The following is a 23436-nucleotide window of genomic DNA, read 5'->3' on the forward strand; positions in this document are numbered from 1 at the left end:
AGGCGACCCTTGGGTCGCCTTCGTTCGTTTCGCGAACCTGAAATTCGCGCGACATGCTTACTTTTTCTTGCGTACGTACAGCACCAGATTGTGATCTACCAGATCAACACCGTGCTCCTCGGCAATTGCCTTCTGGAGCTTTTCGATTTCCGGACTGACGAATTCGACGACTTCACCGGTTTCCACGTTGACCATATGGTCGTGGTGGCCACCGTCGGCCAATTCGAATACCGCGTGGCCACCGTCGAAGTTGTGACGGACCACGAGGCCAGCAGCTTCGAACTGGGTCAGAACACGGTAAACCGTGGCCAGACCGACGTCCTCGCCCGCTTCCATCAACGCCTTGTAGACGTCTTCGGCACTCATGTGACGCTGCTCGGTAGAGTCGAGCATTTGCAGGATCTTGACCCGTGGCAGGGTCACTTTGAGGCCGGCTTTGCGTAGTTCGCTATTTTCAACCATGGTCAGCTTTCTCGCGATGCTGCTTCGCAGCTTCTCTTAATGCGGGTATGATCGGCGTTTACGTTGTCCCAGCCAAGATAGTGGAAGTCGCCCACCGATGCAAAACACCAAGCTCTTGCTAACCAGTTTCACCTTTGTGGGACTGCTCGCACTCGCCGGTTGTTCATTCCCCGGGGTTTACAAAATCGACATCCAGCAGGGCAATGTCGTCACGCAGGACATGATAGACCAGTTACGCCCGGGAATGACCCGTCGGCAAGTACGGTTTATCATGGGCAACCCTCTGCTGACCGACACGTTCCATGCCGATCGCTGGGATTATCTGTACAGCCTGCAACCTGGTGGCGGTGAACGCCAGCAGGAGCGCGTGAGTGTTAATTTCAACTCCAACGACCAGCTTGTCAGCCTGTCCGGTGACTTCATGCCGGGCGTAAGCCGTGACGAAGCCATTCTCGGCAAGGACAGTGGCACCAGCGTGACCGCCCCTGCTGAAAACGCCGAGAAGCCGAAGCCGGAACAACCCGCCAAACCAGGCTCCTTGCTGGATTCGATCCAGAAGGACGTGGACGGTGTTGAAACCGTTCCGGTTCCGACGCCTGAGCCGCTGGACACCTCCCCGCAGTAATGCGCGAGGCAATAAAAAACCCGGAATTTCCGGGTTTTTTATTGCCTGCGATCTGGCCAGGCTACTGATTTCGCGCTTTGGCCTCGGCAGCCTTGGCCGCCCGCAGGCGTCGCACCTCTTTCGGATCCGCCAGCAACGGCCGGTAGATCTCGATGCGCTCTCCCGCCTGAATCAAGCGACCCTGTGGATCAGCCACCACCTTGCCGAAGATCCCCAGCGGACAATCACTCAGATCCAGCTCCGGGAATTCATCGCCAATACCTGACTTGTGCACCGCCTCTCGCACTGTCGTCCCTTCAGGGACGCGCAAAGTGCGCAGAAGCTGACGATCCACGGCGGCATACACCACTTCAATCTCGATCACCGGATCAACCATGCATCTGCTTGGCACGCTGGCAGAACGCATCCACCAACGTATTCGCCGCCTGATTGAACAGCGGGCCGAGCGTCGCGCGCACCAGCGGGCCGGCGTAGTCGAAAGACAGGTCAAGACTGATCTTGCAGGCCTTCTCGTTCAACGCCTTGAAGACCCAGACACCATGCAGCTGATTGAACGGGCCTTCTTCCAGGTTCATCTCGATCGACTGCCCCGGCACCAGCGTATTGCGCGTGACGAAGTGCTGACTGAGGCCGCCCTTGGCCACGCCAACGCTGGCGCGCATGTGCTCGGGCGAGCTTTCCAGCACTTCGGCGGACGAGCACCACGGCAGGAATTCCGGGTAACGCGCGACGTCGTTGACCAGGTCATAGAGGAATTGCGCCGGGTATGGCAGCAACGCCGAACGTTGAATATGTGTCGTCATGTAAGCGTTACTTCCAGAGCTGAGCAGCAAACACTACAAGAATGCCGATAGGCGCCACGTAGCGCATCAAGAACAAGGACAGGGCAAACAGCGCCGGGTTACGAATCGACAACTCGTCACGCACCGCATCGCGCCCCATCACCCAACCGGCAAACAGCACGAAGCACAGGCCACCGAGCGGCAACATGATCCGCGAGGTGAAGAAGTCGATCACGCCGAAGAAGTCCAGACCGCCCGTCACACCCCATTGGTAGAGATGGAACAGCCCGCCTTCGTTCACGAAAAATTTGGCTTCCTTCCAGATATTGAAGGAGAAAACCGTACCCAGACCGACGAACCAGCAGATGAACGCCAGCCAGAAAGTCACCCAGCCACGGCTGATTTTCGTGCGTTCAACCAGATAGGCAACCATCGGTTCGAGCAGGGAAATCGCCGAGCTCCAGGCGGCAATCGCCACCAGCACAAAGAACACCACGCCCATCAGCTGGCCGAAAACCACGTTACCGAAGGCGAATGGCAGACTGACGAACATCAGGCCTGGGCCTTCGCTAGGGTTCAAACCGCCAGCAAACACAATCGGAAACAATGCCAGACCGGCCACCAGCGATACAAAGGTATCCAGCAGTGCCACACCGACCACGGTGCCGGACAACGAGGCTTCCTTGGTCATGTAAGCGCCGTAAATCATGATCGAACCCACACCCACGCTCAGGGAAAAGAACGCGTGGCCCATGGCGGGCAGCAAGCCGTCGAGGACTTTTTCCGGATGGAAGTCGAACATGAAATGCACGCCTTCCATGAAATGCCCGGTGGTCATGCTGTAACCCAGCAATACCAACACCATCACGAACAGCAGCGGCATCATGATCCGCAGGCTGCGCTCCAGCCCGGCAACCACGCCTTTGGCGATCACTACGGCCGACAACAGCATGAAAACCGTGTGCCAAAGTGTCAGGCGCCAAGGATCAGAGATCACATTGCCGAAATAAGCGCCAACCTGCTCCGCCGTGGCGCCCTGGAAGTCGCCGCGCCCCATGTCGATGATGTAATCCAGCGACCAGCCGCCGACCACACTATAGAAAGACAGGATCAGCAGCGCCGTGATCATCCCGGCAAACGCGCCCCACGACCACTTGCCCGAATGCCCGGCCTCCCGCGCCAGCACCTTCAAGGCGTTCGCCGGACTCTGCCGTGCGCGCCGGCCGATCAGGGTTTCAGCCAGCATGACCGGGATCCCGATCAATGCGATGCAGGCGAGAAACATCAGCACGAAGGCGCCGCCGCCGTAGACCCCGACCATGTAGGGGAATTTCCAGATGCTGCCCAGTCCCACGGCCGAACCGGTCGCGGCGAATATGAAAACCCAGCGGCTAGCCCAACTGCCGTGGACAGAAACCTTGTCTGTCGACATTGAATATCACGCCCAAGCGTTAGAAAAAGAGGCCGCATTGTCCGGGATTCACTCAACCTGCTCAAGCACGCAGCATCACCGTAGCCGAGGATCATTTATCTCCATATAATGCCGCCCCTATGGCTAAACAGAAGAAACACCCAACAGGGACCATCGCGCAGAACAAAAAGGCGCGACACGATTACTTCATCGAACATCGTTTCGAGGCTGGTCTGGTCCTGGCCGGCTGGGAAGTAAAAAGTCTGCGGGCAAGCAAGCTGCAACTGGTCGACAGTTACGTGCTGCTCAAGGACGGCGAAGCCTGGCTTCTCGGCAGTCACATCACGCCGTTGATGACCGCCAGCACCCACGTCATCGCCGATCCGACCCGCACCCGCAAACTGCTGCTCAATAAGCGCGAGCTGGAAAAACTCGCCGCTGCCGTGCAACAGAAAGGCTATGCCTGCGTGTGCCTGTCCTTCTACTGGAGCAAGCACATGGTCAAGTGCGAGATCGCTCTGGGCAAGGGCAAGAAGGAATACGACAAGCGTGACACCGAGCGCGAACGCGACGCCGGTCGAGAGCTGCAGCGCGCTGTGCGCAACAAGGGCAAGGAAGAATAATTTCTTCTGCCTGAAAAGATCGCAGCCTGCGGCAGCTCCTACAGGGAAAGACACATTCCTGTGTAGGAGCTGCCGAAGGCTGCGATCTTTTTGCTTCTAAAAGCTACATTCCCTTGCGCCGCTCCGCCCGAGCCATGCGCTGAACTTCCTGCCGCACCTCTTCCAGCACTTCCTGCACATACAGAATGTGCCGACTGGAAACCTCCCGCGCCTGCTCCGCACGCCCTTCGATAATCGCCAGATACAGCTCCCGGTGCTGAGAAATCAGCATGTCGCGGGTTTCCGTGCGCTGTTTGTACATGCCGCCGATATTGGTCACCACGTTGCGCTTGAGCAGATCGAACAGACCGCGAATGGTGTGCAGCAGCACCGCGTTGTGGCTGGCTTCGGCAATTGCCAAATGAAACTTCGCATCCGCCGCGCCCTCTTCCACCCGGCTCACTTCGTCATGCCGCGTGTAGCAATCCTGCAGCTCGTTGAACGCTGCGGTCAGGCGCTCACGATCCACATCCGTGGCGCGCAATGCTGCGTAATAGGCACACGATGCCTCCAGTGTGTGCCGAAACTCCAGCAAATCGCGCTGTGCTTCGGGGTTGCTCTCCAGCAGCAATAGCAGGGGGTCGCTGAAGGTCGATCCGAGGGTTTCCACCACGTAGTTGCCGCCGCCCTGGCGACTGACCAGCAAGCCCTTGGCCGCCAGTTTCTGGATCGCTTCACGCAACGACGGACGCGACACGCCGAACTGCTCGGCCAAGGTGCGCTCAGCCGGAAGCCGCTCGCCGGACTTCAGCGTGCCCTCGAGGATCATCCCCTCGAGACGCTCGACAATATCGTCAGACAAACGGCGCTGACGAATCTGATCAAACCCCATAACTCATTTCTCCACGATCCCGACCGCTCGCCGGGCTCTCTATTCTGGCCTATCAGCGCCCCGCCGACACCTGTCAGAGCACATTTGCCCGAGCGGATCAGATGCCTTCTGCACCGCTTATTCGACAAAAGTTTCAGGGCGACAAATTGACACACCGATATCAAGGCTTTTACCCTAGCCAACAGCGATTGTAAATTGGTATTACCAATTAACCAAGAACGCTGACAGTGCCTGACCAACAACAATTAGGGGCCACCCCATATGCAAACCTGGCAACAGCTGTATACCCCGCTCGGCAGTCTCGGCGTCTCCGCACTCGCGGCCGTCATACCCATCGTTTTCTTCTTCCTGGCTCTGGCGGTGTTCCGCCTCAAGGGTCATGTAGCCGGCAGCATCACGCTCGCCCTGTCGATTGCCGTGGCGATTTTCGCCTTCCACATGCCGGTCGACATGGCTTTCGCCGCTGCCGGATACGGCTTTGCCTATGGTCTGTGGCCGATTGCCTGGATCATCGTCGCGGCGGTGTTCCTCTACAAACTGACGGTCAAGAGTGGTCAGTTCGAGGTCATTCGCAGTTCGGTACTGTCGATCACCGACGACCAGCGTCTGCAGGTGCTGTTGATCGGTTTCTGCTTCGGTGCGTTCCTCGAAGGCGCCGCCGGTTTCGGCGCGCCAGTGGCCATTACCGCCGCGCTGCTGGTCGGTCTTGGTTTCAACCCGCTGTACGCCGCCGGCCTGTGCCTGATTGCCAACACCGCGCCGGTCGCCTTCGGCGCACTGGGGATTCCGATCATCGTGGCCGGCCAGGTCACTGGCATCGACGCGTTCAAGATCGGCGCCATGACCGGTCGCCAGCTACCGCTGCTGTCGCTGTTCGTGCCGTTCTGGCTGGTGTTCATGATGGACGGCCTGCGCGGCGTGCGTGAGACCTGGCCGGCAGCGCTGGTTGCAGGCCTGAGCTTCGCCGTGACCCAGTACTTCACTTCGAACTTCATCGGCCCGGAGCTGCCGGACATCACCTCGGCTCTGGCCAGCCTGATTTCCCTGACCCTGTTTCTCAAAGTCTGGCAGCCAAAACGCGCCGCCGGTCAGCACATCGCCGGCGCCGTGTCGGCCTCGGTGGTAACCGCCAGCGCCGGCGGTTTCGGCCAGAAACGCAGCACCGTGGCGTCGCCTTACAGCCTCTGGGAAATTTTCATCGCCTGGTCGCCGTTCCTGATTCTCACCGTGCTGGTAACCATCTGGACGCTAAAACCCTTCAAAGCCATGTTCGCCGCCGGCGGTTCGATGTACGCCTGGGTGTTCAACTTTGCCATCCCGCACCTTGATCAACTGGTGATCAAGACTGCCCCGATCGTCGCCACCCCGACCGCCATCCCGGCCGTATTCAAACTCGACCCGATCTCGGCGACCGGCACGGCGATTTTCTTCTCGGCGCTGATCTCGATGCTGGTACTGAAGATCAACTTCAAAACTGGTCTGACCACTTTGAAAGAGACCTTTTACGAACTGCGCTGGCCTATTCTGTCGATCGGCATGGTCCTGGCGTTCGCCTTCGTCACCAACTACTCCGGGATGTCTTCGACCATGGCGCTGGTATTGGCCGCGACCGGCGCAGCCTTCCCGTTCTTCTCGCCGTTTCTCGGCTGGCTGGGCGTGTTCCTCACCGGTTCCGATACTTCGTCCAACGCACTGTTCAGTTCGCTGCAGGCGACCACCGCACACCAGATCGGCGTCAATGACACCCTGTTGGTCGCCGCCAATACCAGCGGCGGCGTGACCGGCAAGATGATCTCGCCACAATCGATCGCCGTGGCCTGTGCTGCGACCGGGCTGGTGGGCAAAGAATCGGATCTGTTCCGCTTCACCCTCAAGCACAGCCTATTCTTTGCCACGATCGTAGGCCTGATTACGCTGGCCCAGGCCTACTGGTTCACCGGCATGCTGGTGCACTAAACCTATAAACAAAACGGAAATAACCGACGCCGGCTGGTGATTCCGGCGTCAGCAATTCACACCCCGGTCTGTAAGGCTGCTGAAAGCAAGGCGCTTTATATTCAGCAGTCTCAACAGACGGATAACCGGGCCCACCCGGAGACACGCCTGATGAGCGAGCTTTATTACAACGCTGTGCCCAACGCCACCCGCGTCGCACCGCCACTGCCCGAACCTCGGCAGTACCCCAGCGAGAAACCGTCGCGGGTCTATCTGTTCGGCACGTGCGTGGTCGACCTGTTCTACCCCGAAGCCGGGATGGATGCGATCCACTTGCTGGAGCGTGAAGGCATCCGTGTGGAGTACCCGCAAGGGCAGAGCTGCTGCGGGCAACCGGCCTATACCTCGGGTTACACCGAGCAGGCGCGGACGGTCGCGCGCGCGCAACTGGCGTTGTTTGCCGGGGATTATCCGGTGGTGGTGCCGTCGGGTTCCTGCGCAGGCATGCTGCGCGAGCATTACGCGGACTTGTTCAAGGACGAGCCGCAAACGTTGAAACAGGTGCAGGCCCTCGCGGCCCGCACTTATGAACTGGCTGAGTTTCTGCTGTTTGTCTGCAAGGTGCAGCTCAAGGACAGCGGCGAACCGGTCAAAGTGGCGCTGCACACTTCGTGTTCGGCACGTCGCGAAATGAACACCCACCTGCACGGCCGCGAGCTGTTGGCGCAGTTGAGCAACGTGGAACGGGTCAACCACGATCACGAAAGCGAATGCTGTGGCTTCGGTGGGACATTCAGCGTCCGTATGCCAGACATTTCCGGCGCGATGGTGGCGGACAAGACCCGGGCGTTGAAGGATTCCGGCGCGCACAAAGTGTTGAGCGCCGACTGCGGCTGTTTGATGAACATCAACGGCGCATTGGAGAAACAAAAAGAAGCGCTGCGCGGGCAACATCTCGCCAGCTTTCTGTGGCAACGAACCGGAGGTGCCCAATGAGCACCTCGACGATTATTCCTACGGTTGCCGTAGAAGAAGATTTCCGCACCCGAGCACACAACGCCTTGGGTGATCAGCAGCTACGGAACAACTTCCGCACTGCGATGGATTCACTGATGACCAAGCGGGCAGCGGCGTTCAGCGATGCCCACGAAAGAGAACACTTGCGCGCCCTGGGCAACTCGATCAGGGCGCGTGCGCTCTCCAAGTTGCCCGACCTGCTCGAGCAACTGGAACAGAACCTGACCCGCAACGGTGTGACAGTGCACTGGGCGGAAACGGTGGACGAGGCCAATGGCATCGTCCTTTCGATCATCCGCGCTCACGAGGCGCGGCAAGTGATCAAGGGCAAATCGATGGTCAGCGAAGAGATGGAGATGAACCATTTCCTCGAGGCTCAAGGTGTTGAATGCCTGGAGTCCGACATGGGGGAATACATCGTCCAGCTCGACCACGAGAAGCCTTCACACATCATTATGCCGGCGATCCATAAGAATGCCGGTCAGGTCGCGTCCTTGTTCCACGACAAACTTGGCGTGGAGTACACCAAGGACGTTGACCAACTCATTCAGATCGGTCGCAGAGTCCTGCGGCAGAAATTCTTCGAAGCGGACATCGGCGTTTCCGGTGTCAACTTCGCCGTGGCCGAAACCGGCACCCTGCTGCTGGTGGAAAACGAAGGCAACGGACGCATGACCACCACCGTGCCGCCGGTGCACATCGCCGTCACCGGCATCGAAAAGGTCGTGGAAAACCTGCGCGACGTGGTGCCGCTGTTGTCGCTGCTGACCCGCTCGGCACTGGGCATTCCGATCACCACTTACGTCAACATGATCTCCGGCCCGCGCAAGGAACATGAACTCGACGGCCCGCAGGAAGTGCATCTGGTGCTGCTCGACAACGGTCGCAGCCAGGCCTTCGCCGACAGCGAACTGCGCCAGACCCTGAACTGCATCCGCTGTGGCGCGTGCATGAACCATTGCCCGGTCTACACCCGCGTCGGTGGTCACACCTACGGCGAGGTGTACCCGGGACCGATCGGCAAAATCATCACCCCGCACATGGTCGGTCTGGCGAAAGTCCCGGATCACCCGAGCGCTTCGTCGTTGTGCGGTGCCTGCGGTGAAGTGTGCCCGGTGAAAATTCCGATCCCTGCCCTGCTGCGGCGATTGCGCGAAGAAAACGTCAAAGCCCCGGACAGTCCGCATCAAGTGATGCGCGGTCAGGGCAGCAAGTATTCGCGCAAGGAACGTTTCATCTGGAACGCCTGGGCGAAACTCAACAGCTCGCCGACGTTGTATCGGTTGTTCGGTTTCTTCGCCACGCGCCTGCGTGCGTTAACGCCGAGCAATGTCGGCCCGTGGACACAAAACCACAGCGCACCAAAACCCGCCGCCCGCTCACTGCACGACATGGCCCGCGAGCATCTGGGCAAACAGGGAGACCGCTGATGAGCGCCAAGCAAAATATCCTCGCCAAGCTACGGAAAAGTCTGACCGGCACCACACCGATTGCCGACGACTTCGACGTCGATCTGGTGACCCAGCCTTACACCTACAGCGCCGAGCGACGCATTCCGCAACTGCGCAAACTGATGGAGGCGGTGCACACCGAAATCCATCTGACTACCGGCGCAGACTGGCCTGCGCTGCTCGCGCAATTGCTGCGTGACCGGCAGCTACCGAGCCTGCTGATCGCACCGACTACGCCTCACGGGCAGCGCATCTCACAATACTGGGCGAACAATCCTGATCTGCCGACACTGAAATCCTACGACCGGCCGATGGAGGAGTGGAAAGCCGAGCTGTTCAACGACACCCCGGCCAGCCTGACCGGCACCCTCGGCGCCATCGCCGCCACCGGCAGCCTGATCCTCTGGCCCACTCGTGAAGAGCCGCGATTGATGAGCCTGGTGCCGCCGGTGCATTTCGCCCTGCTCAAGGCCAGCGAAATCCGCGACAACTTCTATCAGGTGCAACAGGAGTTCGAGTGGGCCCAAGGCATGCCGACCAACGCGCTGCTGGTATCCGGCCCGTCGAAAACCGCCGACATCGAGCAAGTGCTGGCCTACGGCGCTCACGGTCCGAAAGACCTGGTGGTACTGATCCTGGAGGACCAATGACGCTTCCGGTGAATTTCCTGCGTGATGTGCAGCAACTGATTCCAGCGGAGCGCCGTTTTGACGATCCGCTGTCGACCTTGGCCTTCGGCACCGACGCCAGTTTTTATCGGCTGGTTCCCAAACTGGTGATCCGCGTCGAGTCCGAAGATGAAGTGGTAGCGCTGCTGAAACTGGCCCAGCGCGATCAAGTCCCGGTGACCTTCCGCGCCGCCGGCACCAGTTTGTCCGGGCAGGCGATCAGCGATTCGGTGCTGATTGTGCTGGGGGATAACTGGAACGCTCGTGAGATTCGCGATCAGGGCCTGCAAATCCGCCTGCAGCCGGGCGTGATTGGCGCGCAGGCCAACGCGTGGCTGGCCCCGTTCGGGCGCAAGATCGGCCCGGATCCGGCATCGATCAACGCCTGTAAAATCGGCGGCATCGTCGCCAACAACGCCAGCGGCATGTGCTGCGGCACCGCGCAAAATACCTATCACACACTCGCCGGAATTCGTCTGGTACTGGCCGACGGCAGCCGTCTCGACACCGAAGACGCAGCCAGTGTCGCCGCGTTTCGCGAAAGCCATGGCGATCTGCTGGAGCGCTTGGCGACGTTGGGCCGCGAGACCCGCGCCAATGCCGAACTGGCGGCGAAAATCCGCCACAAATACCGTCTGAAAAATACCACCGGCCTGTCACTCAACGCCTTGATGGATTTCGACGAGCCTGTGGATATCTTGAGCCACCTGCTGGTCGGCTCCGAAGGCACGCTCGGCTTCATCAGTGCGGTGACCTACGACACGGTGATCGACCACCCGAACAAGGCCTCGGCACTGATTGTGTTCCCGGATGTGGAAACCTGCTGCAACGCGGTCACCGTGCTGAAAAGCCAACCGGTGTCAGCGGTGGAACTGCTGGACCGACGCAGCCTGCGCTCGGTGCAAGACAAACCGGGCATGCCGGATTTCGTACAACACCTGTCGAACAATGCCTGCGCCCTGCTGATCGAATCCCGCGCCGCCTCTTCCTCTTTGCTGCAGGAACAACTGGCGCAGATCATGGCTTCGCTGACCCGTTTCCCGGTGGAAAAACAGGTCGATTTCACTGAAGATCCGGCCGAGAACGCCAAACTCTGGGCGATCCGCAAGGACACCTTCCCCGCCGTCGGTGCCGTGCGTAAAACCGGCACCACGGTGATCATCGAAGACGTAACCTTCCCGGTCGAGCAACTGGCGATCGGCGTCAACCGCCTGATCGAGCTGTTCGACAAACATGCCTACGACGAAGCGATCCTTTTCGGACACGCGCTGGAGGGAAATCTGCACTTCGTCTTCACCCAAGGCTTCAACAGTCCGGAAGAAGTCGCACGCTATCAAGCGTTCATGGACGACGTCGCGCAACTGGTGGCGGTGGAGTTCGGCGGTTCGCTGAAGGCTGAACACGGCACCGGGCGCAATATGGCGCCGTTCGTTGAGCTGGAATGGGGCAGCGATGCCTATCAGTTGATGTGGCAGCTCAAACGCCTGCTCGACCCCAACGGCATCCTCAACCCGGACGTGGTGCTCAGCGAAGATCCGCAGATCCACCTCAAACACCTCAAGCCGCTGCCGGCGGCTGACGAGATTGTTGATAAATGCATCGAGTGCGGCTTCTGCGAACCGGTCTGCCCGTCGAAAGGCCTTACCCTCAGCCCGCGCCAGCGCATCGTGATCTGGCGTGACATTCAGGCGAAGAAGCGCGCCGGCGTTGACACCACCGAGCTGGAACAAGCCTACGAGTACCAAGGCATTGAAACCTGCGCCGCGACTGGCTTGTGCGCTCAGCGTTGCCCTGTGGGCATCAATACCGGCGAGCTGGTGAAAAAGCTTCGTGGCCGCCACGCGACGCATCAGAAAACCGCTGACTGGATCGAAGGAAATTTCGCCAAGACTCTGCAAGGCGCACGTTTCACCCTGCATGTGGCCAACGGCGCACGGATGCTGCTTGGCGCACCGCGTCTGGCGAAGCTGTCGGCGAGCCTGACGCGTCTGTCCAAAGGCCAGGTGCCGCTGTGGACCAACGCGATGCCGCAACCGGAAAAAGCCATTCGCTTCAACCCGAGTGTGTCGGATGAGCGCCCGCGGGTGGTGTATCTGGCGGCGTGCGTATCGCGGGTGATGGGCCCGGCAGCCGGCGACAAGGAGCAAATGTCGCTGTACGACAAAACCCGCGGCTTGCTGGAAAAAGCCGGTTACCAAGTGGTGATCCCGGACAATCAGGACAATCTCTGCTGCGGTCAGCCGTTTGCCTCCAAGGGCTACGCCGAGCAGGCCGAACACAAACGCCAAGAACTGATCAGCGCCCTCCTCCATGCCAGTCGTGGCGGACTCGATCCGATCTATTGCGACACCAGCCCGTGCACCTTGCGCCTGGTGCAGGACGTGGGAAATGTTCGCCTGGATCTGTACGACCCGGTGCGCTTTATCCGTACGCACCTTCTCGATCGACTGGAGTTCACACCGCAGGACGCACCGATTGCGGTTCACGTGACCTGCAGCACCCAGCATCTGGGCGAGAGCCAGGCGCTGATCGATCTGGCGCGCAAATGCAGCAAGACCGTGGTCATCCCCGAAGGCATTCACTGCTGCGGGTTCGCCGGTGACAAGGGCTTCACCACGCCGGAGCTTAACAGTCATTCGCTGCGCACCCTCAAGGACGCGGTGCAACATTGCAGCGAGGGGATTTCCACCAGCCGCACCTGTGAGATCGGCCTGACGCAACACGGCGGCATCGACTATCACGGACTGGTCTATCTGGTGGATCGGGTGACCCGGGGCAAGGCCTGCTGAAGAAAAATAGAACCCTTGCGTGCGACCGTAGTCCACAGAACAGGCCCCGGAAAACGGGGCTTTTCCTCCCATCGGTTGCCCGTCCTGACGGCCAGCGCAGTCTGGATCCCTCAGTTCAAGGAGATACACATGAAACGTTCTGTACTGTTAGGTCTGTTCGTTACTGCCTCGATGATGGCCTCCACCTCGTTCGCCGCCGACAAACCTGCCGACCTGTGCGATGCCAACATCCAGACCATCAACAATGCCAAGGGGCAGCTGTCAGCGAACCCGGAACTCAGTCAGCGTGCTGAGGCCAGTGTGAGCAAGGCACAGGCGCTGAAAGCCCAGGGCAAGATTGATGACTGCGTAGCGGAAACCTCGCAAACCATCATAGAACTGCGTAAATCCACCGGCACCAACAACTGATTCAAGGCCTCGGCCAACCTTCGGGTTGGCCTTGCCGGCCGTTTGGCGTACACTGCGCAGGCTTGTTGCCTCACCTGATGTACGAGGCAATGAGTTCGGGGCCGATTAGGATTCGACGCCGGTGACGAAACTTTAGGTGCATGCCGACTTGGTAACAGAAGTCGTAAATCCACTGTTGCAACTTCTTATAGTTGCCAATGACGACCAATACGGTGCTGCTCTCGCTGCTTAATTGCAGCTGACATGCACTCCTGGTGCCTTCGGGCCCAGCAATCATCAGGGGATGTCTGTAAACCCGAAATGATTGTCATATAGAACAGAATCGCCGTGCAGTACGTTGTGGACGAAGCGGCTAAAACTTACACAACTCGCCCAAAGCACCCTGCCCGTCGGGTCGCTGAGGGTTAACTTAATAGACACGGCTAAGCATGTAGTACCGACAGCGGAGCACTGGCGGACGGGGGTTCAAATCCCCCCGGCTCCACCATTTCATCATCTAAAGACGTCCACGGACGTCTTTTTTTGTGCCTGAAACCCAGTAAATACGGGGGTTTCAGGGCCATTGAGCTCCACAGCGCTTCAGGCAGATCCATTTTGAAATGTATTCCAAGGCGTATTCCAAGCCCGTGACTGGTAAATTTTGGAATACACAAACAGCGTTGGAGTACCCATGGGAGCCCGAGCCACACGCCTTTCAGACCTGAAAATCAAAGCCGCCAAGCCCAAGGATAAAGACTACACATTGACCGACGGCGACGGCCTTCAGTTACGAGTCCGAACCAACGGTTCGAGGCTTTGGAATTTCAACTACATCCACCCCGTGACCAAGAAACGGATCAACATGGGACTGGGGACGTTCCCAGAACTCAGCCTGGCTCATGCGCGAAAACGCACGGTTGAAGCCAGGGAGCTGGTTGCCCAAGGACTGGACCCGAAAGAGCAGCGCGATGCAGATCGCCAAGCGAAAAAAGCTGCGACAGAGCACACCTTTCAAAACGTCGCGACAGCCTGGTTTGAACTGAAGAAAGATTCGGTGACAACCGCCTACGCTGAAGACATCTGGCGGTCGCTCACGTTGCACATCTTCCCGGATCTACACGCGACCCCAATTTCTGAAATCAGCGCGCCTCAGGTCATCAAGTTGCTTCGGCCACTTGAAACCAAAGGCAGCTTGGAAACGGTCAAGCGCCTGACCCAACGCCTTAACGAAATCATGACTTACGGGGTGAACTACGGACTCATTCACGCCAACCCCTTGAGCGGAATTCGATCGGTCTTCAAAAAACCAAAGAAGAAAAACATGGCGGCATTGCCCCCCGATGAGCTGAATGAACTCATGGTGACGATTGCCAACGCCAGCATCAAAAGAACCACCCGGTGCCTCATCGAATGGCAGCTCCACACGATGACTCGGCCAGCAGAAGCTGCGACCACTCGATGGACTGACATCGACTTCAAGAAGAAGATCTGGACGATTCCAGCAGAGCGCATGAAGAAACGGCGCACACACATCATCCCGCTCACTGAGCAAGCCTTGGCGCTCCTGGAAGCCATCAAGCCCTACAGCGGACACCGGGAGTACGTGTTTCCCGCCGACCGTAATCCTCGCACCCATTGCAACAGCCAGACCGCCAACATGGCGTTGAAACGGATGGGGTTTGAGGGGCGACTCGTAAGCCACGGAATGCGCTCCATGGCGAGCACCATTCTGAACGAGCATGCATGGGATGCCGAACTGATTGAGGTTGCCTTGGCTCATGTCGACAAAGATGAGGTTAGAAGCGCTTACAACCGCGCGGACTACATTGAGCGTCGACGCCCAATGATGGCCTGGTGGAGCGAGCACATTCAAAAGGCGGCCACAGGTGACTTTTCAATAGCAGCAATCCATGAGAACAGAAGCCAGAAAGTCGTCTCGATTCGTTAAGCAAAAACAACCTGATGGCGACGGCGGCGACAGCGGCGACAACCCTCGTCGTCTCTGGCCACGGGCGAGGCGACAAACTGGGGGCCGTCGCCACCACAGGTTTCGATCATGCTTATTCAGCCAAAGCCGCTGCGGTCGGGAAGGCTTCGCTGCAACGTTTGCAGTGGCTCGCTTGGCGATCTTACAAACGGTAAAAAATCTATCTAGAGCCGCCGAGATCCAAGGTCTTCTACGTCAGTTGCATTCCCCAATGACCCGCTTGATCGCTAGTCGAACGCGGGGTAAACCAACGCCTCACGAGGCGCAGTTAGCGGCGATCCTGAGTAAGTTCAAGAGCCTGAGACTACGACACATCGTCGTGCTTCTTCCCAAGGAGCGAGGTAAATCTGCCCCCCATAAGGAGAACGTTGTCGATGCAATTGTGCGAAAAGTGCGATCCACCGCGCCCGCTGCTGGATTATCGGCCCCAACCTTTGACCTACCCGGTCGAAGCGCTGGGTGAACTCCTGGGGGACGCTGTAGAACGGATGGCAGAGGTCATCGGCGCACCGAGTGCCATGGCCGCACAATCGGTGCTGGCCACCGCAGCTCTGGTGACTCAAGGTCACGTCAACGTACAACTCGATGGCCGCACCTATCCGCTGTCTCTGTATCTGCTGACGGTCGCATCATCAGGTGACCGTAAAAGTGCAGTGGATCATCACGCTCTCTTCGCAGCGCGTAACTGGGAGCGAGAGCAGTGGTCTGTGTATACGGAAAAGCTCAACGCTTACCAATCAGCCATCCGTCTTACGGCCAAAACCCATCGACAGGAAAAGCGTGAAAGCTGTGAACTGTCCGAACCCGTCCAGCCCAGGCTGATCTCCACCGACCCCACCATCGAAGCACTTATAAAAAACCTGTGTTATGGGCTGCCAAGCATGGGCCTGTTCAATGACGAAGGCGGTCAATTCCTCGGTGGCAGCACCATGAGCAAAGAGAACCAGCTCAAAGCAATCACCACGCTTTCAAGAATCTGGGATGGCAGCCCGATTGACCGAACACGGTCCATGCCCGGGGAAAGCCTGCGAGCCTATGATCGTCGTCTCAGCATGCACCTGATGCTGCAGCCTTACCTGGCCAACCAGTTCCTCAAAGATCCGATGATCAATGGGCAAGGTGTGCTCGGCAGATTCCTGATCAGTTGGCCTGAGCGGTTGATCGGTCAGCGCCTGTACAAGGCGGTGGATCTGACGCAAGACGCCAAAGTCCAACGCTACCAAAGGCATATCTCTGATCTGCTGAAAAAACCGTTAGCGACCAACAAGGACGGATCACTCAAGCTCAAGACATTGGAGTTAACGGACAGCGCCCGCAGGGTCTGGATTGATATTCACGACACCATAGAGTGCCAGTCTGGCGAGTTCGGCGAACTGGCCTGCGTTCAATCCGTCGCAAGTAAAGCTGCTGCCAATGTACTGCGCATCGCGGGGGTTCTGGCGGCAATCGAGGAAGCCAGTGTCCTGAACGAAGAACATATTCAGCGCGCTTCAACACTGATGGACTATTACCTGGCCGAGATCCAACGCTTGACTGAGCAAGAGCCGGTTAACACCCTGCGTGAGGAGGCGGATCGCTTATTACGCTGGCTGAACCAGAAAGGCTGGACCCGCTTTACCATCCGAGACATCAATCGCAACGGCCCTCGCTTTGCGCGCAAGAGCTGTAATCACACCTCCACGCTCCTCGTTGAGCTACTCACAGCGAACTGTGTGAAGAGCCAAGACGCCAAGACTTTCGAGGTATGTCGTGTTCCGTCTGAATGACGCAGTACGCCGCTTTCAGTCGAAAAATCAGACGCCCCCTGTCCTGCAGTGTGTCGCCACGTCCGTCGCCAAGCTGTCGCCAGATGCCAACCGTGACATCCCGCAGATTGTCGCCACTGTCGCCGCTGTCGCCACATCCAGCTCAGACCCTGTCGACATCAAACTGCTGATCCAGCAAATGCGTAATGACGGGGTGGTGTTGCACCACCATGAAAATACTCTGCACATCCGACCGAGGCACTGGCATCAGCTGGACCAAATCAGCGGCTACTGGAAAGCCATGCTCCTCTTCCTCCAAACGAATGAAAATGGATGACAATGGTGTGGATCGGTCAGCGTGAGAACCATGACGTTGGCTATCTCCAACTGCAGTCCACCAACACTAGAAGATCTGGTCTCCGACGTTCACATCTCTACGGTGAACCAGGCATGAGACCCACCGTCCTCAGATAGACAACATCCACGAGATACTGCTGTTGGGGTCTGGCGACAGAATCGATGCACGGCTGCAACCACATGAGCGACTACTGATGATTGATCAAAGGCTTGCCCGCCACACTCAAATCTGAAGATGAAAGTGTCTGACCGTAAACGACCCTTGGCCCAACATTCGGAAACGCTCGGTAGTCGGTTTTCGGATTGACGGCAAATGTCAGTGAATGCAATTTACAAGCTCACACTAGCCGCCAGGATCTTCGAGACGGCGCTGCGGTTCCCCGCAGGATCCTTCCAATGACGCATCGCTTCCGGAAGCGCGAACAGTCGACTTGATGTCGAAGGAAGCATGATATTCCCCCCACCCAGGACGGGCCTCCCCGTCTTGGGGCAGGCCTTTTTTATTTTGGAGGCCTTAATGAAAATTCGACTGGCAATGTATAAAGCCCTGAAGGCGATCAACGTGCCTGAGCAGCAAATCGAAGCAGTTATCCAAGCCTTGGATACTGATAGGCATTTATCTTCTGCAGTTAAATCCGATCCCGACATAGCACAATTTCGGGCAGAGCTATCTCGGTTTGAGGTGAGTCTCATTGTAAATATCGGCGTGATGCTCTCCCTCGTGGTGGCGATTCTCTTCGCTGGGATCGCGTTTATCCACTGACAAACTCTGTCTTCCAGCAACACCGGGAGCCACCTGTTCTAGGACAGGTGGTTTTTTATTTGCTCAGGTACCAGTCACTGGATTGCCCAAGTAGTGTCTACTAGGCCGCTATGCCCAGTCAGGTGCACGCGCGGCTAAGGGCAGCTATCGGCCAACAGCGGACGTTTGTGAGGAGGCTATTTCCAGTAAGGTTTGGCTATCCTACCCTGCCATGGAGTAAGGAATGATAATGTCTAGTCATCGTTGCTTGAGCATATGCCTGCGCATAAAATTTGGTCTCACGGACTTTTAAAATGGATACGATTTTCACCCTAAATGCAAGAGGAAATGTTTTCCTCGAAGTAACTAGCGATGCTTTTGAAATTTCTCAGTCGAGAATGATGACCGAAATTCAATCTATGTTTAAAAATACCGTTCGTGATCTTAAGAAGAGCGGCGTGGACTATGCAAACCTAAAAACAGCGCTAGTTCCATCTTTAGAGCATAACGAAATTGGACTTGTTTTCGATTCAACGGCAATAGAATCTAGCAGTTATGGTCGCGAGGCAATGCAGGCGATTTTACCTTTTCTGGATCCTAGAAGCACACAGAGCATTCTCGCTGGAGACCTCGTCGCGAGCAACGAAAAACAAGAACTTGTATTCAATCTACTCCGTGAGAACTTGATCCTTACAAAATCGTTCGAATATAAACACAGCAACCTTCTTTTTTGCGTGTATTTAACGAATGTCACCGATGCGTCTTTGGAGAGAATCCATGAAGGGTTAAAATCATTTTCAGCGTATCTGGGATTCATTCCGACCACTTACGCTTCCTCAGCAAAGGCCTACCTTTCTACTATTTTAGTAAATGTATGCATAAAACGAGAGAACCTGATCATTCTCCCTCATGAGGATGATCGGCCGAACGATGAAAATATTAATATCACATTCTATCCATTTGAGGATCTTGGATTTCAAATACGGAGCATTCAATCGCACGACTTCAGCCACTTCCTTAGCTATAAAATCGAACGGCCGACTTGGCCAGGATTTGAGACAGATACGCACTTCTCACTCAATGCAATTTCGGGTGTGGTATCTCCGTTAGCAGACATGAATATTCAAATAGAAGACGCAAAATATGAGTATTTAATAAAAGCAGGGAAACTGATAAAAGGCGATCTTGTTGAACTTGATAAAGTACAACTGGCGAATCTAATACGGTCCAAAATTGAAGCAAGCTATATATATAATCTTCGCTACTTGAAAGATCATAATGTGAAAATATTCAACGTAGTAATTGAGGTTCCACGATCCGCCTCAGGCCGCATCGCCCGCATGAATGTTGCTCTAGAGTATAAGCCTGATGATCATCTTCTCAGGATGATCACACTCTATTAGTCGGTTTCTGACCCAGAATTGCCCATGGTGATGCTAGCCATACCGAAAACAGGTTGGCGCTGGCGTCTACAGGCCTCTTAGGAGCCTCTTCGCAATCTCACCAGTTTCCTCAACTGATTTTTCTTCGACTTCTCCGAACTCAGTTCCAACGTTCTTAAAAGTGCCCGCAATATGGAAATGGACGTGACTGATTGCTTGCTGGGCAGGAACCCCATTGTTCTGCCAGCCGGTCACTACTGGCAGCTTTTGGCCGCTCTCTACCTGTCATCACCGGCATCAATCGACCCATAGCCACCCGTCACGGGATGCAGCAATCGGCCAAAAGCGGGCAGTCAGACTAAGATGCTTTTGGCCGAGAGTGTTTGAAAAGCGGGGTTTGTGATAAAAATCAACAGTGCTTTGACCTGGATGGTCAACGCCATTCTTCAGGTATCGATAAGGAGAGGAATCCAATCTATCGAACCCGCCTGATGCCGCTTTTTAACTGGCCTGACAGAATTTGAGGGAGCCATGTCCAAGAGAAACCAGTTGAATTTTATCGCTGAAAAAAAATCGCGGGCTGATCACTGGGAATATGCTGGTATGAGTGAGCTTGCCACACTGGACAGCGGCTTCTCGTCGCTCAATTCTCCTGAACCTTATCAAATTTCGCTTCATGTCGTGGCTATCGCTTCCTGTCTTGAAGCTTTTTCCAGGGCATGCTTGAAAATTCTTATCGATGAAGAAAATAGCCCCTATTTGGAAAGAGCTAAGAAATTTAAAGACTTAACATTTGACTTTGAGCTTACTAAGGCGCTAAGTCGCAAGGAAATAACTTTTGGTGACCTAGTTAGTCATAATGTTAGCATCAGTAGTGCGGATCAAATAATCAAGCATTTCGATACTCTATTTGATAGTGATACTGGCTACCGAGACTTTAAAGAAAGCTTATCTGCGGTGCGGGAGTTCGTGGAACCGCCTGAAGAGGCGATCATGGATGATCCAGACAAATACCCAATAGAGTATGGCGAGATAATTGTTAGCGATGTCAACCAGCTAATTGGTGATATCCAAGACATATTCGCCGCCCGCCATATAGCCGCTCATGAAGCGAATTTTCGATTGGTCAGTGCAGACCAACTGCTTCGCTGGTTTGAAAGCGCAATGACCTTCGCAAGAGCAACGTATGAGATTATCGAGCAAAAACTTCGCCCTGGCGCTTCGCGCGGAGCATTTGGAAGTTCGGTTCAGGCCTTGCAAAATTCTGGGGCGCTATATTCCACGATAGGCAATATGTGGCAGGAGTTAGTAGCAAAGTGGGAAGTTGAATGGAGCCTCGATGAAGCCGCTATGGAAAAATTATGGGTGACAATCACTGACTCAGAAAAAGCGTTCGGTGAATATATCGAGAAAGAGATTGCTCTTCACTTCCAACGTGTAGGGATGATTACGGGAAACGGATATCGTCATCTTGAAGCAAAAATTCAAAAAATACTTCTCGAATCAAAGTTGGACTACCTTAAGCGGCTAAGGACCGAAGTTTAAGTGCACTCGCGAAAGGCCGATTTGGGTCGAATAGCGACCACGACGCACCGTGACTGAATCACCCTTGTCCTCCCTCGACCTGGAGGACAAGCCATGAACTCAATTTCTACATATCGCCATCAGCCTTGGAACAACAGTTCAACTCTTGCTGGGACATACGACGCTTGAAAGCACCGTCAAGTACTTGGGTATCGAGGTCGATGATGCCCTGGAAATGGCAGAGCAGACAGAAGTCTGACCATCCACTGCGACGGTCTACGCCAGCCCGTCGCTATCCGACCCTTAGCTGCCGATGACCCCCAGCGGAAATCGGTCAAAAGCAGCCACTGAGTGAGGCGTTACAAACAGTATGACGGACAGCGCTAGACTCCGAAAAGCATACATGTCATGAGCTATTATTTGGTCCAGAATCTTAATTTACCTACCCTGCACCACTGAGCGTATTGACGATTAATAGTTAATTTTCATCATCCTCATAATCCTCAATTTCAATCTCAGACTCTGCAATAAATTCAACAATATTTGGCAAATTCAAAGACTTTTCAAATTTAGAAATATCTAGATCAACAAAGCAAAATGATGCTGTTTTACGAATAAACTCCAAAAAAGAAACTACTGCAACGGCCACACATCTATCATGGTCAATTCCCTCAGCCACTTTCGGGAAGTTATACAGGTGATAAACCCCCTCTTTTACTGATAATTGGTAGCGCACAGGATCTGAATGTCTGAAGCTAAATGTACGTTGAAGATCATTCAAAATTTTTACTCCGGCGAGAACAGCTTCTCCCGCGGGAGGCTCATTTCTTTGGGAGAAAATTTCGGACAACTTGGAAAGTAATGCTTGTGAGTCCACCCAGATGGTTTGATTTATGTCTGATGCCCACTCAAAATCCTCAAAGCCATTTTTTGGAAAAACAGCATGATAAAGTGCCCCCGAATCGACATTGCACTTTACACCTTTGTGCTCAAGCCCAACAACCACCCCTTCCATGTGTTTTATAAAGCCTTCGCGATGTTTAAGGAAGTTCCCAAATCTATTGTTGCTTACAGCTTCTTGATACTGTTGGAAAGACATGGATATTTGGATCGCTGTCTCGTGGGAGCGGTGGAGTGTGGCGACAATAGCTGCAGCAGGAATAGATGCTCCAGCTATGGTGATAGGTATTTTGTAAAGCTGAAAAAAGTTAGTCCAGCAATCAGCAGAAAAGCAAAATCCCACCTCAGGTGACGAATGAAAAATTGTGGCGGCCACCAAAGTTGCCAACAGCACTGGGATTAACATGGCAACCCAGAAATATATAGAGTGAGATAATTTTTTATGACTAGAGAACGGCATAACATTTATCATATTAGGAATTTCGTTAGTGTGTAATCGGCGCAAATAAATGCGCTCAGGAAAATCGTCGTGCCGAACTCATAAATTTGTCAGGGTGAACATAGATATCTAGCCCCTGAACTTCGAATTCCACGCATGAAAGATTTATGTAAGGCTGACAACGTCCCAGCAATTATACTTCAGTTCCGTCGTGTTCGTCATGAGAGCTTCAAACCCCCTATTGACGACAAACAGGTCCAACTTACTTGCTATCCTCAGACCCGTAAAGACTGAGGGGACTTAGGCTCATCTAGCCCCGAAAGCGTAATGACGGCCCAAGCTCGTAAGGGATCTGGACCGGACAGGGGTGGCCAATGCGAACCACTCTGCGCTTGAGAGCTCAGACAATAAGATGTGAAAAGTAGCTGTCTTCATGAAGACGAAGCAGCGTCGACTCAGGCATCAGTTCCCGCGTAGTGTCCTCTGGTCTCAATACCTGTCCAGGCTCTAGAGCCAACTTTCGAGAGTAATAGTGGACGGTAAGCACAAGCAGAGCACCAAGGGCATTTAGCGCGTTTTTGAGCGTTGCTTGGTTAAAATGCGCGTCTCGTTCATGCTTCACGTTGTTGTAACTGCGCCACCAGTCTGGGTTTCGATCGCCCGCCCAATTAAGCCAGGGGCAATATGACAGCCCGTATCGAGGCACGGAAACTTCGGTGTAGGGAAGTTCTGGTAAGGCCTGCAAGAGAACGGCTTTGTAGTCGTTGATATTTTCTCTTCGTGCACCAGGGGACACCTGCTCGCAGATCAGCTTGCACACAACGTCGACTTCGGAAGCAGCTGCAAAAAGAAGATGGGCAAGCTCTACTGAGTAAACTGAAAAATTCTCTTCGCAGAACTCGACATAGCGTGAGAGCAGCTCCATGTCTCGTTCCAAAGCCACGAAATAATTCCAATGAAGCTTTGCCGGGGTGGCTGCGATAGTCACGATGACATCCCTATGTTGACCTACACCTGTGGAGGCCGCGACCGGAGCCCAGGAAATGATGGGTGGTGGTGCGGGTATTGTGTTCTCAGTCGATCGTAAGGTTAGCTCAATTGGCGCTGACGTAGATGGTCTATCCCTCACGATCTCACAGCCGCACTGGATCAAATCCAATCTATCGCACCTGACCTTACTAAAAATCCGATTTACCTACGGCTCTCGACGGCGGCTAGGCGCTAGCGACATCTCAGCGGGTATTATGCTCGCTGCTAAGAATCCAAAAGTGGCTTTGATGACGGGCTGCTTTTGGCCGATTCTGTTGAAAAAGTCGGTTTGCCCAAAACGCGCGAGTAT

At 55.3% G+C, this 23436-nt stretch carries 21 protein-coding genes, 1 other RNA gene and 1 pseudogene; 16 read left to right on the forward strand and 7 right to left on the reverse strand.

What is annotated here, in order from left to right:
- Positions 1-57: 57 nt before the first annotated feature.
- Complete coding sequence (gene fur / locus AB1J88_RS16775; RefSeq protein WP_003221515.1) at positions 58-462, reverse strand: ferric iron uptake transcriptional regulator; 405 nt, start codon at positions 460-462, stop codon at positions 58-60.
- A gap of 97 nt (positions 463-559) precedes the next feature.
- Here fur and AB1J88_RS16780 point away from each other — a divergent pair, with 97 nt between their 5' ends.
- Entirely contained in the window at positions 560-1087 is a 528-nt protein-coding gene (locus AB1J88_RS16780; RefSeq protein WP_027610774.1) for an outer membrane protein assembly factor BamE, read from the forward strand.
- 61 nt (positions 1088-1148) lie between these two features.
- On the opposite strand, the gene AB1J88_RS16785 is transcribed toward AB1J88_RS16780, so the two are convergent.
- From AB1J88_RS16785 to AB1J88_RS16795, 3 genes are read right to left on the reverse strand one after another with little or no spacing between them, the layout of a single operon-like run.
- The gene (locus tag AB1J88_RS16785; protein ID WP_430291493.1) at positions 1149-1463 is read right to left on the reverse strand and encodes an RnfH family protein; all 315 of its coding nucleotides are present in this window, start codon (positions 1461-1463) and stop codon (positions 1149-1151) included.
- Entirely contained in the window at positions 1456-1890 is a 435-nt protein-coding gene (locus tag AB1J88_RS16790; protein WP_003221509.1) for a type II toxin-antitoxin system RatA family toxin, read from the reverse strand. Before AB1J88_RS16790 ends, AB1J88_RS16785 begins: the two co-directional genes overlap by 8 nt.
- A gap of 7 nt (positions 1891-1897) precedes the next feature.
- Positions 1898-3301, reverse strand: coding sequence for a sodium-dependent transporter (locus AB1J88_RS16795; RefSeq protein ID WP_430291494.1), 1404 nt, complete (start codon positions 3299-3301; stop codon positions 1898-1900).
- A gap of 119 nt (positions 3302-3420) precedes the next feature.
- Here AB1J88_RS16795 and smpB point away from each other — a divergent pair, with 119 nt between their 5' ends.
- Entirely contained in the window at positions 3421-3903 is a 483-nt protein-coding gene (gene smpB / locus AB1J88_RS16800; protein WP_003221505.1) for an SsrA-binding protein SmpB, read from the forward strand.
- Positions 3904-4006: 103 nt separating this feature from the next.
- Here smpB and AB1J88_RS16805 read toward each other — a convergent pair whose 3' ends face one another.
- On the reverse strand, positions 4007-4774 hold the full coding sequence (locus tag AB1J88_RS16805; protein ID WP_041066759.1) for an FCD domain-containing protein: 768 nt from the start codon (positions 4772-4774) through the stop codon (positions 4007-4009).
- A 261-nt stretch (positions 4775-5035) separates the two neighbouring features.
- Here AB1J88_RS16805 and AB1J88_RS16810 point away from each other — a divergent pair, with 261 nt between their 5' ends.
- The 14 genes and pseudogenes from AB1J88_RS16810 to AB1J88_RS16875 form a co-directional block, all read left to right on the forward strand.
- A complete protein-coding gene (locus AB1J88_RS16810; protein WP_027610771.1) occupies positions 5036-6730 on the forward strand; it encodes a lactate permease LctP family transporter in 1695 nt (564 codons plus the stop codon).
- 150 nt (positions 6731-6880) lie between these two features.
- Positions 6881-7705, forward strand: a complete 825-nt coding sequence (locus tag AB1J88_RS16815; RefSeq protein WP_430291495.1) for a (Fe-S)-binding protein — start codon at positions 6881-6883, stop codon at positions 7703-7705.
- Entirely contained in the window at positions 7702-9156 is a 1455-nt protein-coding gene (locus tag AB1J88_RS16820) for a LutB/LldF family L-lactate oxidation iron-sulfur protein (protein WP_135294931.1), read from the forward strand. Before AB1J88_RS16815 ends, AB1J88_RS16820 begins: the two co-directional genes overlap by 4 nt.
- Positions 9156-9827, forward strand: a complete 672-nt coding sequence (locus AB1J88_RS16825; RefSeq protein WP_430291496.1) for a LutC/YkgG family protein — start codon at positions 9156-9158, stop codon at positions 9825-9827. The genes AB1J88_RS16820 and AB1J88_RS16825 overlap by 1 nt, the downstream gene beginning before the upstream one ends.
- Positions 9824-12634, forward strand: a complete 2811-nt coding sequence (locus AB1J88_RS16830) for an FAD-binding and (Fe-S)-binding domain-containing protein (RefSeq protein ID WP_430291498.1) — start codon at positions 9824-9826, stop codon at positions 12632-12634. The genes AB1J88_RS16825 and AB1J88_RS16830 overlap by 4 nt, the downstream gene beginning before the upstream one ends.
- 129 nt (positions 12635-12763) lie before the next feature.
- Positions 12764-13042: a hypothetical protein gene (locus tag AB1J88_RS16835; RefSeq protein ID WP_007961392.1), complete on the forward strand. Its 279-nt coding sequence runs from the start codon at positions 12764-12766 to the stop codon at positions 13040-13042.
- A gap of 97 nt (positions 13043-13139) precedes the next feature.
- Positions 13140-13529, forward strand: a transfer-messenger RNA (tmRNA) gene (gene ssrA, locus AB1J88_RS16840).
- Between the two features lie 183 nt (positions 13530-13712).
- Entirely contained in the window at positions 13713-14969 is a 1257-nt protein-coding gene (locus AB1J88_RS16845) for an integrase domain-containing protein (RefSeq protein ID WP_145597244.1), read from the forward strand.
- Between the two features lie 413 nt (positions 14970-15382).
- Positions 15383-16774: a YfjI family protein gene (locus AB1J88_RS16850; RefSeq protein WP_430291499.1), complete on the forward strand. Its 1392-nt coding sequence runs from the start codon at positions 15383-15385 to the stop codon at positions 16772-16774.
- A complete protein-coding gene (locus AB1J88_RS16855; protein ID WP_430291500.1) occupies positions 16758-17090 on the forward strand; it encodes a hypothetical protein in 333 nt (110 codons plus the stop codon). Before AB1J88_RS16850 ends, AB1J88_RS16855 begins: the two co-directional genes overlap by 17 nt.
- 537 nt (positions 17091-17627) lie before the next feature.
- On the forward strand, positions 17628-17873 hold the full coding sequence (locus tag AB1J88_RS16860; RefSeq protein WP_430291501.1) for a hypothetical protein: 246 nt from the start codon (positions 17628-17630) through the stop codon (positions 17871-17873).
- Positions 17874-18166: 293 nt separating this feature from the next.
- Positions 18167-19255, forward strand: a complete 1089-nt coding sequence (locus AB1J88_RS16865; protein ID WP_430291502.1) for a hypothetical protein — start codon at positions 18167-18169, stop codon at positions 19253-19255.
- 510 nt (positions 19256-19765) lie between these two features.
- Positions 19766-20779, forward strand: a complete 1014-nt coding sequence (locus AB1J88_RS16870; RefSeq protein WP_430291503.1) for a hypothetical protein — start codon at positions 19766-19768, stop codon at positions 20777-20779.
- Positions 20780-20915: 136 nt separating this feature from the next.
- A pseudogene (locus AB1J88_RS16875) lies at positions 20916-21017 on the forward strand (integrase); the annotation flags it as partial.
- Between the two features lie 219 nt (positions 21018-21236).
- On the opposite strand, the gene AB1J88_RS16880 reads toward AB1J88_RS16875, so the two are convergent.
- Both AB1J88_RS16880 and AB1J88_RS16885 read right to left on the reverse strand, forming a co-directional pair.
- On the reverse strand, positions 21237-22118 hold the full coding sequence (locus AB1J88_RS16880) for a hypothetical protein (protein WP_430291504.1): 882 nt from the start codon (positions 22116-22118) through the stop codon (positions 21237-21239).
- Between the two features lie 379 nt (positions 22119-22497).
- On the reverse strand, positions 22498-23085 hold the full coding sequence (locus AB1J88_RS16885; protein ID WP_430291505.1) for a hypothetical protein: 588 nt from the start codon (positions 23083-23085) through the stop codon (positions 22498-22500).
- Positions 23086-23436 lie beyond the last annotated feature (351 nt).

Origin of the sequence: Pseudomonas sp. S8 (assembly GCF_050473925.1) — a bacterium.
Lineage (GTDB): Bacteria > Pseudomonadota > Gammaproteobacteria > Pseudomonadales > Pseudomonadaceae > Aquipseudomonas > Aquipseudomonas parakoreensis.